Here is a 14,571-nt window from a genome sequence, read left to right on the forward strand (position 1 = left end):
ATTTTTAGTTGGATGATTGTCGTCGAGTTCTTTTGATTTTTTCACATGGTGAGGATTTACAAGAACCGGTTTCATTTCATTATCCTGTAGAAACTTTCCAAGATTGAACCAATAATGCCCGGTCGGTTCCATACCTGGAACCACCTTATCCTTCTCATGTCTTTCTTTGAGGTCCAGGATCCATTCCTTAAATGTCACAAATCCGGCCTCTGTGTTACTAAACTTAAATGGCTTCTTCGAATACTCGATTCCTCTGTAATCAAAAGCTCTGGCATAGTGCGTTTCACTTCCGACATCAATTCCGAGTACCAAAGTTTTTTCTGTAATAGCTTTAATTTTTGCGTTCTGTGTGTTAGACTTCATTGTAGATACCTCTCTGTTCAATAAGATTTTACTAACCTGCCAGTCAGTAGTCTCATTGTACTCTGAGGTATTTTCAATTTTCAACATCCACGTTTTTTATTATACAGGAAGCTCCTTTATTTATACTAGTAAGACCAGATGGAATTACCACATTTTCTAACTCCTTACATCCATAAAATGCCTCTTCCCCAATTTCAATTACATTTGAAGGAATTGCAACATTAATTTTTTCACACCAATAAAATGCATGTGCTTTTATTTTTTCTAATTTTTCTGGTAATACGATGTTTTCTAATTCTCTGCAATATCCAAATGCTCCTATTCCTACCTCTCGAATTGTATCCGGTACTTTAACTGATTTTAGACTTTCACAACCATAAAGCATATAATTGTTAATACGTGTTATCCCTTTCGGTATTTCTATTTTTTGCAATTTTTTATTATGAAAAAATACTTCCGTCCCTATATAATCCAGTTGTGATGGCATTTTTACTATTTCCAGATTAGTACATTTTGCAAATGCATACGATTCAATAGATTTAACAGTATCCGGAATTTCAATTGACACAAGACTTTCACACTCTTGAAAACTTCCCCATTCAATTGTTTGTACTTCTGTTCCATTGATTTTCTCTGGAATCACTATTTGATCAGGTTCCCCTGAATATCCAACTATCGCATTTATAGTCGGTGAAAAATATAATGCACCTCCCGAAACTTTGTATTCAACTTGATTAGCACCAGACCGCATTGATTTCTCTTCATCTATCAAATCCTTTGCTTCTTCTGAATAATCCTTTTGCAGTTCTTCGCCCGATTGCGGATCTTTTTTCCATGCATCAGGCAGATCTTCCCAATTCTCCGATTCAAATGCCTCCATTTCCTCAATGAACTTATCATCACCTTCTGCATTGTTTTCTTCATTATCAGTCTCTTCACTGTCGATCTCATTTACACTTTCCAAATTTTCATCACCAGACGCCCAAACCACAGAGTTTTGATTCCTCAAAAAACTTTGTCCTAAAAGAATTGCCGCCATAAGTAATGTTAATACTTTCTTATATTTTTTCCTCATATCTTGCCTCCCCAATATCGAATTTTTATCCTATGTATTACAAAAACCGTCATTTTGTATATTTATCGCTTACACAGAATGGCGGTTTCTCTATTCGTCCATAATAATCCCCCCTTTCCAACATTTGTTCAGGAACAGGGAGCATAGCGGGCTTTCCGCACAGTATGGCACTGGCTTCGGGAATCATCCGAATCTCTCATTATCGTTTATTCAACGCCTGTACATATTTATTTACTAAATCCAATATAACAAACTATTTTTAACCACACAATGACTATCTTTGTCGTTTCATGTCTTATGCTGTCTTCTCCATCTCCGCTTCTCCCATGCCGAACAGCATCTTATTTTCGCACAGAAAAAAGCCCCTCCGTCTGCCCCTGCTCCACAAAGGCAACTCAAGTATGTGCCTCTTGTGGAGCACGGGCGACGGAGGGGCGCTTATCCGGTCAATAATCCTAAACGGCAGTTCCTCCTTTTCCCTGTTCCCCATCCAGACTCTCATTCTATTTTCTGTTTACACCTTAAACCGGTATCCGACTCCCCAGATTGTCTCGATATACTGGGGTTTTGCCGTGTTAAATTCAATCTTTTCGCGGATCTTTTTAATATGGACCGTAACAGTGGCAATATCGCCGACGGATTCCATATCCCAGATCTCGCGGAACAGCTCATCCTTTGTGAATACATGGTTAGGGTTCTGGGCGAGGAATGTCAGGAGATCAAACTCCTTCGTGGTAAACTGCTTCTCTTCGCCGTTGACATAGACCCGTCTTGCAGTCTTGTCGATCTTCAGTCCGCGGATCTCAATGATCTCATTCTCCGGCATTCCGCTGCCGATGAGCCGTTCATACCGCGCAAGATGTGCCTTCACCCGCGCCACCAGCTCGCTGGGACTGAAGGGCTTTGTAATATAATCATCCGCACCGAGGCCCAGACCGCGGATCTTGTCGATGTCATCTTTCTTGGCCGATACCATGAGGATCGGCGTATTCTTTTCAGCACGTACCCTTTTGCAGATCTCGAAGCCGTCGGTTCCCGGCAGCATGAGATCCAGGATAAACAGGTCAAAGTCCTCTGCCAGCGCCCGCTCCAGTCCCTTCGTTCCGTCTGTTTCTATTTCCACCTCAAAACCGGAAAGCTCCAGATAATCCTTTTCCAGCTCCGCAATGGTTTCTTCATCTTCTACAATTAAAATCTTACTCATTGATAACCTCCTGGTATTTTCTGAGAACAATGTGCATAACCGTTCCGATGGATTCCTTGCTGGTTGCCCAGATCCGTCCGCCATGATCCTCCACGATCTTTTTTACGATGGACAGGCCGATCCCGCTTCCTCCCTTGGACGAATTCCGGGACGAATCCGTCCGGTAGAACCGCTCAAAAATATTCGGCAGATCCCTGGCGGAAATGCCCTTTCCGTTGTCCTCGATCTCAATCTGTACAAAATCACCATCGTCCCGCAGACGGATATTGATGATCCCCTTCTTTTTATCCAGATACTTCACCGAATTACTGATGATGTTGTTGATGACGCGCTTTAACTGCTCGGCATCGGCAATGACCGTCACCGGGGTCTCCGTATAATCAAAGAAGCCCAGATCGATGCCGCTGGATTCCAGCTCCACACTCAGTTCCTCCACGCAGTCGCAGAAATACTCGTTAATATTGATCTTCGCAAAATCATAGGGGATCTTATTGGTATCGATCTTGGAATAAAAGGTCAACTCATCGATCAGCTTGTCCATGTCATTGGCCTTATTGTAAATCGTCCGAATATACTTGTCCAGCTTTTCCGGCGACGCGGCAACTCCGTCCATGATCCCCTCCGCGTAGCCCTTGATGGCGGTCAGCGGGGTTTTCAGATCATGGGAAATATTCCGGATCAGTTCCTTGTTTTCCCTGTCATTCTGGATTTTTTCCTCTGCATTGTCCCGAAGCCGCTGCCGCATTTCCTCGAAGTCCATACAGAGCTGTCCGATCTCATCTTTTTCTTTGATTTTCAGCTCGTAATCCAGGTTTCCCTCTTTGATTTCCTTCGTGGCACGCTTCAATTCTCCAATAGGCCGCAGGATCGCACGGTAGATCCAGAGTGCCAGCATTACCGCGATCATGATCAGCAGGATCAGGACTGCCATCACCATGCTTCCAAAGACTTTTTTTACCTGGGGGACCAGCTCTCCCACAGACGTGATAATGAACACGCTGCCTTCCGTTCCGTCGGAAAAGGTCAGATCCTGCTGCTTGATCAGCAGCTTACTCTTCCCCGTAAACACACTGGCCGGCTGATTGTCTCCGACTCCCACATCATTATAATCCGGAAGCTCCGCCTCCAGCTCTTCTGTCCCCAGATCACCGCCGTTATAAAGGATCGCATCTCCCTTCCGGACAATAAGAAACGAATATTTCCCCGCCAGCCTCTGGTTCAGCGTTACCAGATACGTCCGGTCCTCAAACTGATCCGGATCGCTCTGGACCGCCCTGCTGATGTCCTTCTGGATCGACATGGTCATAGAATTAAACACCTGGACCGATGCCCCCGAATACAGATCTCCGACACCGCTGATTCCATAATCCGATTTCAGTGACCGGCTCTGGTAGCTTCCGAGCGCCGTCATACACACATAGATCAGCGCCATCGGCACCAGGATAATCGTAAAAAAGGTGATCAGAAGCTTTGTTTTCAGCTTCATGCTCCATCTTCCTTTCAACTGTGTCTTTTAACAAAAAGGCACAGTGCCGCTTTTGCATACACTGCGCCTGCTTATCTTTTATCATATCACATTCCGGGCCGGACGCGCACATAAAAGGCTATAAAGATTCTAAACTTTCTGTGAACTTCCTTCGGCCGCAGCCGATCCTGACGCCGGATTCAAGGACTCCCGAATCTCTGCCGCCATCCTATTCCCACAGCTTTTCCGGATAACGTCCCTCTGCCTTCAGTGACCGGATCGCCGCCACCACCGAAGCCTTATCCTCCTTATAGGTCACGCCAAACCATCGGTCATGGGAATGAAGCACCTGAACCGTTGCCCGCTGTTCGCTGATGAGATTGCTCACCACCGTGGGAATAAAAAATTCTCCCTTCATGGGATTTTCCCTCAGGGTGCGGTTCAGAAACGCCGGAAACCGCTCCGAAAGCTCCGTCAGGATTGCTGCCGAAAAGCCCCAGAGATTCATGGATACCAGTGTGCCCTCCGGAATCTCCTCCGGTGCCTTCCCCTCCTCCTCATACACAATTTTTCCGTCTGCCCGCTCGATCTTCGTCCGTTCAGTAATAGAAACAAGATGCCCCTCCGCATCGGTTTCGCAGACGCCGCGTGCCACGGAGCCGTTTTCCGTCAGCGTATTCTCCACCTGATAGCCCACCATGGCAAACCGGTACAGCCTGTCATCCTCATGGCTCATCAGATAATCATAGATTACCCGAAAGGCCTCCGGGCCATAATAATCATCGGCATTGATGACTGCAAAGGGCCCGTCCACCGCATTGCGGCAGCTTAAAATCGCATGACCGGTCCCCCAGGGCTTCACCCGCCCCTCCGGGACAGAAAATCCGTCGGGAAGATCGTACAGCTCCTGGAATACGTATGCCACCTCCATCTGCTCCGCGATCCGGTCTCCGACTGCCTCTCTAAACAGCTCCTCATTTTCCTTTTTAATAATGAACACGACCTTTTCAAAGCCTGCCCGCCTGGCATCATAAATCGAAAAATCCATAATAATATTTCCATACTCATCAATCGGATCGATCTGCTTCAGACCGCCGTAGCGGCTTCCCATTCCTGCTGCCATGATCACAAGTACCGGTTTCTTCATACATTATTCTCCTGTTCTTCTGTTACTTTAACTCCAGTTCCATCATTGCCTGAGGCCCGATCTGGATATACCGGTTTTCACCAAGGCAGATCAGCTTTTCAATGCTTCCCTCCATGGTTCCCCGGTATTTTAATTTTCCCGACAGGTTGTAGATCCGGCATTCCGAATCCCGGTAAAACAGCACCCGGTTTCTGCTGATCTCCACGGTGTCATATTCCATATCGATGTCCGCCCGACAGACCTCTTTTCCGTTTTTATCAAAAACCTGCATGGTTCGCGTACCATCAGAGTCCTTTGTCACGATCCCTGCATTCTGATCTGAATAAAAAATACTGCGGATCTCCGTATCTGCTTCAATATCCACCTGCGCCGTCTGCACCGGCTTTACGGTATTCTCCAGCGAGTAGAAGCAAAGCCGGTCCTGAGCAAAGGCTGCCGCATGGGTATCATCCAGGAAGTGCACCCGTGCGACCATGGACGAACCATATTCCTTGAAGCCGCCCACCAGCCGGTCACGGATACTCTGTCCCTCTTCATCAAAGTTATAGAATACCACCTGGTTCTGCATGGAACCGGCATCCAGATACACATAGGACACCATCAGAAGCATTCCGTTCGGAGAGATTGCCAGATCCATGGGATAACCGTTCCCCGAAAGAGTCGTCTGGATCTCGATCTCCAGCTTCGTCCCTGTCTTATCATAAAAAGCGATCACATTGCTTTTTGTGTCCTCCAGAATTGCCACAGTCACGCCGGTGGAGGACACCGCCGCACGGGAGATGGGAAGCGTCGTCGTCACCACGCCCTGGCAGCCGTCCTGATTGCAGATATAGATGGAATATCCCTTCTTATCCGCCACCACCGCATAATTTCCGCTTACGCTGGCGAAAGGCGCCGTCATCTCATAGGCCTGATTCCAGACCGCCTCGCCCTTTTTATTCAGATAAACCGCACCATCCCGGCTGTACTTGAGCACATTCTCCCCGAAGCTTTCATACCCGGCAAAGCTTCCGCTCTCCAAATCCCTGGACCACTTGACGCTGGTTTTCTGATAACAATGGTTCAGCTGATAATAATGATATCCCAGCAGTCCCGCAGCCGCCGCCAGCACGAGAAGTCCCGTCACCAGAAGCTTAAACCGCCGATGGCGGCCCCGTTCCCTCTTCGCCTCGGCTTCGATCTCCTCCAGCTCATCATCCTCCTCAAACATCTGCGTTTCTGTATCGATCATGCGCTCACGCAGCGCCCGTTTTCTGTTCTCTCTGTCCCTGTTACTTTCCATTATTCTGTACCCTGTTTCCGCATCATGATTCGGCTCTCGCCGTTTCTCTCATTATACAGGAAAACAAAAGGGAATACAACGGCAGGTTTCCCTTCCCCGCCCTACGGCAGCAGCAGCTTCTGTCCTTCATAAATAAAATCCGCATTTTCCAGTCCGTTGATCTCGCAGATTTCCTTCATTTTTGCTTCACTGCCGGAGCCATATACTTCTTTGCAGATTCCGGAGAGAGTGTCTCCCTTCTGAACCCGATATTCACGAAAGCTTCCCGCAGCCGCCGGTTCTGTGCCACCCGCCCCGTCTGTCTGAGCACTCTCACTCTCTGCCGCAGAATTGCTCCCGTTTCCGCCTTCCGCAGCTTCGTCTGTGCTCTGGCTCTCCGGCACTGCCGTTTCCCCGGTCTGTTCCGCCGCTGGCTCTGTACGGAAAATCCCGCCGGGCAGCTCCTTAATGACCACCTGTCCGGCTTCTGAGCTGTTTTCTCCCCCGGCCTTTGTCTGCTGCTCCGCTTCCTGCTCAGAGGACATGCCTGTGCCCTCCGCTTCCGGAACACGGCTGTTCTCCGTCTCCGGAATACGGCTGCTCTCTGTTTCCGAAATACGGCTGCTCTCTGTTTCTGCCGCCTGCCTGCTTCCGCTGTCCCCTGCCATAACGGCAATCGCATGACGCACCTGGGCAAACCCGTCGTGGCGGTACCATGCTGCCAGTCCAAAACCGGCTCCACAGAGGATCGCTGCCAGGCTCACCGTATTCAACACCATACTGAGGCGGCTTTTTTCCGCTTTTTTCTTTTTCTGATTCCTCTGGTTCATGACCGAACGGAACTGCCGCGCCGCCTGATCTGTGTCCCGCAGCCCGACTCCCGTTTTTGCCGGGTCTGTCTTCAGCAGGGTAAACTCCGAGCTCCTCGCCGGTTCGCGGGCGATCATGTATTCCTGCATCTGTTCATTCCGTTCGTAATAGATGTAATAGCCGGGAAGCCTGTGGATTCCCTGATCGTCCAGCCGGTACAGAACCTCCTCCTCCTTCGTTCCGTCGTAGACAAACAGGATCTTCTCCTTCTCCCCGGCCGTCCCTCCATAGCTTTTCTGAAGCTCATAGGGGTCTGTCATGTCCGGGTCGCTGCTGCATAAAAACCAGCCACAGATCTCTGTGCCTTTAAAATAGGCCGCAATATCCGCATAGATCCCGTTGAAGCCCCGCGGTGTCACCTGAAGCACCCCATTCGTCTGCTCCAGCTCCTCCGCCAGAACCGCCCCACGGATAAAGACACAGGGGACTCCGTCCATCTCTCCCTGTATGCCAAGGAGCGCCCCCAAAGCGGCGGCGCCCCTGCGTTTCTGCTTGCCCATAAAGGTCATGACATAATCCTCGATATATAATCGGAGACTGTCCTCAATATCCCCAATCTGCCTGATATTTCTGGGTGCTTCCATAGTCTGTCTCTCCCTCCGCGGCCAGGACTGCTCCGGTACTCCCGATTCCCGCGCAGATACAGTCAGCCAGTTCCATCACCACGGAAAGTCTGGTGTTCTGGAGAAGCGGCTCAAAGCCTCCGCCGCAGCCCACGATCCCGGTAATGAAAATGTCTCCCACAGACATCAGATTCTTGCTGACCCCAAGCCCGGGACGGATCGCACCGCGCCCCAGCGTAATATAACCAACATGCTCATATTTTCCCACCGAGGCGTCCACTGCCACGATAATATGATCCCGGTAATATCCGGCGATCATATCCATGGTGTCATTCAGGTTCACCGCATGGATCGGCTGTGTCAGTGTCCCGAACACCCGGTATGCTTCTCCTTTCGTTCTTTTTAGCTTGTACCCCACAAGAGGACCGAGGCTGTCCCCGGTTGACCTGTCGCTGCCGATACAAAGAAACAGGATCCTCTCTTTTTTTGTACTTTTCCGAACCTCAGAAACCAGCTTTTCAAGCTGTCCGCCGAACAGCGCCGGAGAAAACCACTTTCCTGCCTTATGATAATAGATCTGTCTGTTCATAGCTCCACCATTTCCGGCCGCCCTGACGGGGGCCTGCTTTTTATCTGGAGGATTTCCAATTTTTCTTATTTCATACAGACATTTCCGCACCAGAAGCCAAAGTTCTCCTCACGGCTGTCCGCCCGTTTGAACTCCGGCAGTCCGAACATGGCCGCCATAAACTTCTCCTGAGGCTTAAAGATCCCCGGCACGCCCACAATATACTGCCAACGCGCCTCTCCGGGCGTTTTCTGCTCCCGCATCCGTCTCGCCAGGATCAGATATCGATACTGATAATAGCCATGAAGTACAAAGCTGTTATTTCCGTAGGGCCAGTTTTCCCGCGGCAGCCGTCCCAGATCCTGAAGCTGGATCTGCAGTACCTCCCAGCCCTCCTCGGAAAGCACCCGTTTCCGCGGCATGATCCGTTTCAGACTGTCCCAGAGCGGCAGCTCCGTCAGTCCTTCCCGGAAATAAAATGGATCCGGCATTCGCCCCGTCGGTTCCGCCGCCGGTGCTTCTGCCTCAAACGGCGCTGTCACAGCCGGTTCCGCCGCAGCCGCTTCAGTCTCAAATGGCGCTGTCACAGCCGGTTCCGCCGCAGCCGCCGCCTCTGCCACAACCGCCTCCCCTGTCACAGGCTCGCTCTCAACCGCTTCCGTCACTGCTGCCTGCTCATGCGGTTGATCCGGCTTCCGTTCATTTTCTTCATGCTCCGTCACAACATACTCTTCCGAAACCTGTTTCTTCTCTTCTTTTTTCAGAAGCTCCAGCTCCGCCGCCCGGAGTTCCCCGGTTTCTTTATGTAATTCTTGTTTCTCTTCCTCTGCGCAGCCTGTATCCAGACGGATTTCCCGCATTCCCCAGGGAATTTCAGACGCTTCCGGCTGCCTTGTACGCGGCTCCTCTGCCTGCTTTTCCGTCTCTTTCCCGGTGACGGGCGCCTGCCTTTCCGCCTGTTCCCCGGCAATGGGCTTCTGTCCTTCCGTCTCTTCCCCGGCGACGGGCGCCTGCTGAAGTCTGGAGATTGTGATCAGCATATCGTCCCATGCGGTCAGATAAGCTTTTCTGGCATGTCGTCCGCTCCGCAGAAACAAGCCCTGCAAAAAGGTAAGCCCCAATCCGCTTCCGCTCAGGTCGTCCTCCTTTTTTCCGAACACGGCTTCTCCGACGCCGTTTTTCACCGGAATCTGTCCGATAGGCACCAGTATAAATTCTCCATTTTTCTTTCCGTAGCCGTACAGCGTAAGCTCCCGTCCGACACACTCATAAGCACCCTTTACGCTGATACTCATGCGGCACTGCCCGTTCCGTGCCTCAATTTTGGCAAAGCCCACATTTTTCGTCTTCATATCGCCCTCATAGGCATATATATATGAAATAAAACGTCTGTATTCTGCCAATGTCATCACTCCTTCCCTTTTAGTTTATGCAGGGAAGGACAGGTTTAGAACGAAAAAAGCTGCCTTTCGACAGCTTTTCCGATTCTCTCCTTATTCCGCAGGCACCGCTGTGCACTGCTCTGATGTGATCTTCCTATTTTCCCAGCTCGTCCGCCAGCGCTGCAAACTGCTCCAGGGTCAGAGCTTCTCCGCGGATCGCAGCCGGAAGCCCCAGTGCTTCAATGGCAGCCGAAATCTCTTCCTTCGTAAACGAAAGCTCCGGAGAATTATTCAGGCCGTTGGCGAGGGTTTTCCGCCGCTGATTAAAGGATGCCCGGATCAGACGGAATAACAGCGCCTCGTCCCTTACCGTCACCGGCGGATTGGCATGACGGGTCAGCCGGATCACTGCAGACCCCACCTTGGGCCGCGGCATGAAGCAGTTGGGCGGTACATTTGCCACAATATACGGTTCGGCATAATACTGGACCGCCAGGGACAACGCGCCATAATCCTTACTGCCGGGGCCGGTCTGCATCCGGTCCGCCACCTCCTTCTGTACCATGATGGTAATGTTATCGATGGGAACATGGCTCTCAAACAGTCCCATGATGATGGGCGTCGTAATATAATAGGGCAGGTTTGCCACAACTTTTATAGGACGGCCGCCGTTCTCTTCCTTTGCCAGCTTCGCCACATCAACCTTTAAAATATCCTCGTTGATGACCTGCACATTGTCATAGGCTGCCAGCGTCTCACCCAGAATCGGAATCAGGTTCTTGTCGATCTCCACCGCACAGACCCTTCCGGCGGCTTCCGCCAGATACTGGGTCATGGTACCGATCCCCGGTCCGATCTCCAGCACAAAATCGTCCTTTGTCACACCGGCGGCACGGATGATCTTCTCCAGCACATGGGTATCGATGAGAAAGTTCTGGCCGAACCGCTTCTGGAACGCGAACTCATATTTCTGAATGATCTCAATGGTATTTTTCGGATTTCCAAGCTCCGCCATACAATTCTCCATTCCGCCGCCGTCTGCGGCATAAACACAGTTTACTGCTCCCTGATCCGGTAAAACCGGTTCGCATTCTCCCAGGTGATCTGCTCCACCTCTTCCCCGGTCACGCCCTTGATGGCGGCAATGGTCTCCACCACATAAGGCAGATTCAGAGAGGAATTGCGCTCGCCCCGGTGCGGCGTCGGTGCCATATAAGGGCAGTCGGTTTCCAGAAGAAGCCGGTCAAGAGGCATGTATTCCACCACCTCTTTCAGCTTTTTTGCATTTTTAAAGGTCAGAACACCGCCGACTCCCAGATAATAGCCCATGGAAAGATACTCCCGGGCCATTTCCACTCCATAGGAGAAGCAGTGGATCACCATGGAAAGATCCGGGCCTCCCGCCGCCTTTATGATCTCCAGCGTATCCCGTGCCGCTTCGCGGCTGTGAATAATGACCGGCGCCGAAAGCCGTCCGGCCAGATCAAGCTGCCGCTCAAACCACAGCCTCTGGATCTCCCGCTCCGGCTCGTCCCAGTGGTAATCCAGACCGATCTCGCCCACGGCCACCATCTTTTCTTCCTTCATGGCCGCCTCGATCTGTCCAAAATTCTCCTCGGTCAGCTCCCCGGTATCGCTGGGATGAACACCGGCCGCCCCATATAAAAACGGATACTGCTTTACCAGCTCTGCCGTCTGTCTCGTTGTTTCCAGATTTGATCCCACATTGACAACCCGGCCGACTCCACGCGAAACAAGGGAGGCCAGAAGGGCCTCCCTGTCATCGTCAAACGCCTTGTCATCATAATGGGCATGACTGTCAAAAATCATACGATGCTCCTAAACGTAAATAATCTCTCCCTTTAATCCGGGATAGAACGGTTCCCCGCTGTCCGGATGGGTCAGCACCCACTTGTTTTTCATGCACAGCAGTTCATCCTCCGCCGTTTTCCTGATGTTTTCCTTCTCGCTGGGATAGTTGGTTCCTCTCGGCAGCACGATCACGCACTGGAATACACCGTCCCCGGCACTGCAGGGGGCATAATGAAGCGTATCACTGTACAGCATGATAGCCGTTCCTGCAGGGACGAAAAATGCCTCTGCATTGGCAAGATCAAAGGACAGGAACGAATCCATATCCTTCCGGCTTCCCAGAACTACAACGAGGTCAGTCACGGCCACATCCAGCTCCTCGCCGCGATGATATTCCAGCGTATCATTTTTATGATTTTTTCCGTTGCAGTAACCGATCTGGATCGGCATTTCCCCGTAAACCTGACGGCTCAGATCCTCACAGATGGGAAGTGCCTCTGCCTCCGGAATCGACGGCTCATAAACCACATCGTCCGGTGCAGGCGTTGTTTTTGCCCATGCAAGAAGCTCCGAAAGATCCATTCCCTCGATCACTGCTCCGTATTTCCTGAATGCTTTGTCTGTAACCTTTTTGATCTCCATAAGAATTTCTCCTTTTCTTTATTGAAAAGCCGGAAACGCTCCCCATGTAACCGGCATTTTCTCATTTCCCTGTTTTAACAGATCTCTGCTCCGGCGGGCATCTCCTTCTCCGGCGTCATCAGTGCCAGATTTCCGTCGGCATCCTCTGCGCAGAGGATCATGCCTTCCGAAAGGATTCCTGCCAGCTTTGCCGGCTTCAAGTTGGTCACAACCATGACCTTCTTGCCGACCATCTCCTCCGGTGAGTATGCGGACTTGATGCCGGACACGATCTGGCGTACCTGGCTTCCGATCTTCACCTGAGAGCAGAGCAGCTTCTTGGACTTCTTCACGGCCTCGCAGGCGATGATCTGTCCCACCTGAAACTGAAGCTTCGCAAACTCATCAATGGTGATCTCCGGCTTTGCCTCAATATCGATTCCGGGCTCCTCTTCCTTCTCCGGTTCCTCCGGCTTTCCGAATTTTTCCCGAACCTCCGCCAGAACCTGCTCCAGATCAAGACGGGCAAAAAGGATCTCCGGCTTCTCGGTCACCTTATTGCCGGACGCATACAGACCGAAGGTATCCATGGATTCCAGGCTTCTCTTCCCGCCGTTTAACTGCTCCAGGATCTTCCCGGATGTGGACGGCATGAAGGATTCCAGAAGGCTTGCGCCGATCGTAATGGACTCCACCAGGTTATAAAGAACGGTGGCCAGACGGGGCTTCTTCTCCTCATCCTTTGCCAGAGCCCAGGGCATGGTCTCGTCAATATATTTATTGCAGCGCTTGAACAGCGTAAAGATCTCGCTGATGGCATCTGCCACGCGCAGCTCGTCCATCTTTGCTTCCACTTTCTTTGCCGTTCCGAGAACAACTGCCTTCAGATCCTCGTCCACAGCTTCGTTCACACCGGTATTTTCCACCACGCCGCCGAAATACTTGTTGGACATGGAAATCGTACGGTTTACCAGATTTCCGAGTGTGTTTGCCAGATCGGAATTCAGGCGCTCCACCATCAGCTCCCAGGAGATCACACCGTCATTATCAAAGGGCATCTCATGAAGCACAAAATAACGTACTGCATCTACGCCGAAGTATTCTACCAGATCATCCGCATAAAGCACATTGCCCTTGGACTTGCTCATCTTGCCGTCACCCTGCAATAACCAGGGATGTCCGAATACCTGCTTCGGAAGCGGCTCCCCCAGCGCCATCAGGAAGATGGGCCAGTAAATGGTATGGAAACGGATAATATCCTTTCCGATCAGATGAAGGTCTGCCGGCCAGTATTTCTTATACAGCTCACCGCTGTTCCCCTCACAGTCATAGCCCAGTCCTGTGATGTAGTTGCAGAGTGCATCCAGCCATACATAGGTTACATGCTTGGGATCAAAGGATACCGGGATCCCCCAGGTAAACGAGGTTCTCGATACACACAGATCCTGCAGGCCGGGCAGCAGGAAGTTGTTCATCATCTCATTCTTTCTTGCCACAGGCTGAATGAATTCGGGATGGGAATTGATATAGTCGATCAGCTTCGGTGCATACTTGCTCATCTTAAAGAAGTATGCCTCCTCCTTCGCCGGCTGTACCTCACGGCCGCAGTCCGGGCATTTTCCATCCACCAGCTGGGACTCGGTGAAAAAGGACTCACAGGGCGTACAGTAAAGGCCTTCATAATATCCCTTGTAAATATCCCCCTGGTCATAAAGCTTCTTGAAGATCTTCTGGATCTGCGCTTCATGATCCGCATCGGTTGTACGGATAAATTTATCATAAGACGTATCCATCAGATCCCAGATCCGCCTGATCTCACCCGCCACGTTGTCTACAAACTCCTTGGGTGTGATTCCGGCCTCCTCGGCCTTCAGCTCGATCTTCTGTCCATGCTCGTCCGTTCCGGTCTGGAACCGTACATCATAGCCCTGCTCTCTCTTGAACCGGGCGATACTGTCCGCCAGAACGATCTCGTAAGTATTTCCGATATGTGGCTTGCCTGAAGTATAGGCGATGGCCGTTGTGATATAATAAGGTTTTTTTGCCATTTCGTGCCTCCATGAAATTTACTGTCTAACTAACTTTTGATTATAAACGATTTGGGGGGCAAAGTAAAGGGGCTGTCGTGAAACTGAACTGCTTCCCGTCAAGTAGACAATTGAAAAAATATAAATTTTCCTGCCAGCAGAAATTTATCTGCTGGCAGTTTTTATGCAGCTTGCAAGTAAATTTCGTGTTTT

At 50.7% G+C, this 14,571-nt stretch carries 14 protein-coding genes; all 14 read right to left on the bottom strand.

Translation table 11 applies throughout. From position 1 onward, the window contains the following. The coding region (locus ACTQ3K_RS12075; RefSeq protein WP_441568131.1) for an IS110 family transposase at nucleotides 1–363 on the bottom strand (363 nt) is incomplete at its 3' end. Nucleotides 364–436: 73 nt separating this feature from the next. Then, nucleotides 437–1,438, bottom strand: a complete 1,002-nt coding sequence (locus tag ACTQ3K_RS12080; protein ID WP_441568132.1) for a leucine-rich repeat domain-containing protein — start codon at nucleotides 1,436–1,438, stop codon at nucleotides 437–439. 295 nt (nucleotides 1,439–1,733) lie between these two features. Further along, nucleotides 1,734–1,928: a hypothetical protein gene (locus ACTQ3K_RS12085; RefSeq protein WP_441568133.1), complete on the bottom strand. Its 195-nt coding sequence runs from the start codon at nucleotides 1,926–1,928 to the stop codon at nucleotides 1,734–1,736. A gap of 24 nt (nucleotides 1,929–1,952) precedes the next feature. Continuing rightward, nucleotides 1,953–2,642, bottom strand: a complete 690-nt coding sequence (locus ACTQ3K_RS12090; RefSeq protein ID WP_441568134.1) for a response regulator transcription factor — start codon at nucleotides 2,640–2,642, stop codon at nucleotides 1,953–1,955. Continuing rightward, nucleotides 2,635–4,128: an ATP-binding protein gene (locus ACTQ3K_RS12095; protein WP_441568135.1), complete on the bottom strand. Its 1,494-nt coding sequence runs from the start codon at nucleotides 4,126–4,128 to the stop codon at nucleotides 2,635–2,637. The genes ACTQ3K_RS12090 and ACTQ3K_RS12095 overlap by 8 nt, the downstream gene beginning before the upstream one ends. Nucleotides 4,129–4,336: 208 nt before the next feature. Beyond that, a complete protein-coding gene (locus ACTQ3K_RS12100; protein ID WP_441568136.1) occupies nucleotides 4,337–5,254 on the bottom strand; it encodes a nucleotidyltransferase family protein in 918 nt (305 codons plus the stop codon). 22 nt (nucleotides 5,255–5,276) lie between these two features. Beyond that, nucleotides 5,277–6,536, bottom strand: a complete 1,260-nt coding sequence (locus ACTQ3K_RS12105) for a DUF5711 family protein (protein WP_441568137.1) — start codon at nucleotides 6,534–6,536, stop codon at nucleotides 5,277–5,279. A 101-nt stretch (nucleotides 6,537–6,637) separates the two neighbouring features. Continuing rightward, nucleotides 6,638–7,969 (bottom strand): LysM peptidoglycan-binding domain-containing protein, encoded by a 1,332-nt coding sequence (locus ACTQ3K_RS12110; protein WP_441568139.1) that lies wholly within the window; start codon nucleotides 7,967–7,969, stop codon nucleotides 6,638–6,640. After that, nucleotides 7,929–8,537, bottom strand: a complete 609-nt coding sequence (gene yyaC, locus ACTQ3K_RS12115) for a spore protease YyaC (RefSeq protein WP_441568141.1) — start codon at nucleotides 8,535–8,537, stop codon at nucleotides 7,929–7,931. The genes ACTQ3K_RS12110 and yyaC overlap by 41 nt, the downstream gene beginning before the upstream one ends. 65 nt (nucleotides 8,538–8,602) lie before the next feature. Next, nucleotides 8,603–9,868 carry a hypothetical protein gene (locus tag ACTQ3K_RS12120; RefSeq protein WP_441568143.1) on the bottom strand — a complete coding sequence of 422 codons (1,266 nt, stop codon included), beginning with the start codon at nucleotides 9,866–9,868 and terminating at the stop codon, nucleotides 8,603–8,605. A 184-nt stretch (nucleotides 9,869–10,052) separates the two neighbouring features. Further along, nucleotides 10,053–10,913: a 16S rRNA (adenine(1518)-N(6)/adenine(1519)-N(6))-dimethyltransferase RsmA gene (gene rsmA / locus ACTQ3K_RS12125; RefSeq protein ID WP_441568145.1), complete on the bottom strand. Its 861-nt coding sequence runs from the start codon at nucleotides 10,911–10,913 to the stop codon at nucleotides 10,053–10,055. A 41-nt stretch (nucleotides 10,914–10,954) separates the two neighbouring features. After that, nucleotides 10,955–11,728 (bottom strand): TatD family hydrolase, encoded by a 774-nt coding sequence (locus ACTQ3K_RS12130; protein WP_441568147.1) that lies wholly within the window; start codon nucleotides 11,726–11,728, stop codon nucleotides 10,955–10,957. A gap of 9 nt (nucleotides 11,729–11,737) precedes the next feature. Continuing rightward, nucleotides 11,738–12,352, bottom strand: coding sequence for a DUF4867 family protein (locus ACTQ3K_RS12135; RefSeq protein ID WP_441568149.1), 615 nt, complete (start codon nucleotides 12,350–12,352; stop codon nucleotides 11,738–11,740). Between the two features lie 74 nt (nucleotides 12,353–12,426). Next, nucleotides 12,427–14,379, bottom strand: a complete 1,953-nt coding sequence (metG, locus tag ACTQ3K_RS12140) for a methionine--tRNA ligase (protein WP_441568150.1) — start codon at nucleotides 14,377–14,379, stop codon at nucleotides 12,427–12,429. Between the last annotated feature and the right edge of the window lie 192 nt (nucleotides 14,380–14,571).

The organism is Candidatus Paralachnospira sp. LCP21S3_A2, assembly GCF_052118925.1.
Taxonomy (GTDB): Bacteria; Bacillota; Clostridia; order Lachnospirales; family Lachnospiraceae; genus Lientehia.

Bases quoted from the DNA above. Each gene is read 5' to 3' on its own strand.
- ACTQ3K_RS12080 (WP_441568132.1), bottom strand. From the start codon at position 1,438: ATGAGGAAAAAATATAAGAAAGTATTAACATTACTTATGGCGGCAATT.
- ACTQ3K_RS12085 (WP_441568133.1), bottom strand. From the start codon at position 1,928: ATGGGGAACAGGGAAAAGGAGGAACTGCCGTTTAGGATTATTGACCGG.
- ACTQ3K_RS12090 (WP_441568134.1), bottom strand. From the start codon at position 2,642: ATGAGTAAGATTTTAATTGTAGAAGATGAAGAAACCATTGCGGAGCTG.
- ACTQ3K_RS12095 (WP_441568135.1), bottom strand. From the start codon at position 4,128: ATGAAGCTGAAAACAAAGCTTCTGATCACCTTTTTTACGATTATCCTG.
- ACTQ3K_RS12100 (WP_441568136.1), bottom strand. From the start codon at position 5,254: ATGAAGAAACCGGTACTTGTGATCATGGCAGCAGGAATGGGAAGCCGC.
- ACTQ3K_RS12105 (WP_441568137.1), bottom strand. From the start codon at position 6,536: ATGGAAAGTAACAGGGACAGAGAGAACAGAAAACGGGCGCTGCGTGAG.
- ACTQ3K_RS12110 (WP_441568139.1), bottom strand. From the start codon at position 7,969: ATGGAAGCACCCAGAAATATCAGGCAGATTGGGGATATTGAGGACAGT.
- yyaC (WP_441568141.1), bottom strand. From the start codon at position 8,537: ATGAACAGACAGATCTATTATCATAAGGCAGGAAAGTGGTTTTCTCCG.
- ACTQ3K_RS12120 (WP_441568143.1), bottom strand. From the start codon at position 9,868: ATGAAGACGAAAAATGTGGGCTTTGCCAAAATTGAGGCACGGAACGGG.
- rsmA (WP_441568145.1), bottom strand. From the start codon at position 10,913: ATGGCGGAGCTTGGAAATCCGAAAAATACCATTGAGATCATTCAGAAA.
- ACTQ3K_RS12130 (WP_441568147.1), bottom strand. From the start codon at position 11,728: ATGATTTTTGACAGTCATGCCCATTATGATGACAAGGCGTTTGACGAT.
- ACTQ3K_RS12135 (WP_441568149.1), bottom strand. From the start codon at position 12,352: ATGGAGATCAAAAAGGTTACAGACAAAGCATTCAGGAAATACGGAGCA.
- metG (WP_441568150.1), bottom strand. From the start codon at position 14,379: ATGGCAAAAAAACCTTATTATATCACAACGGCCATCGCCTATACTTCA.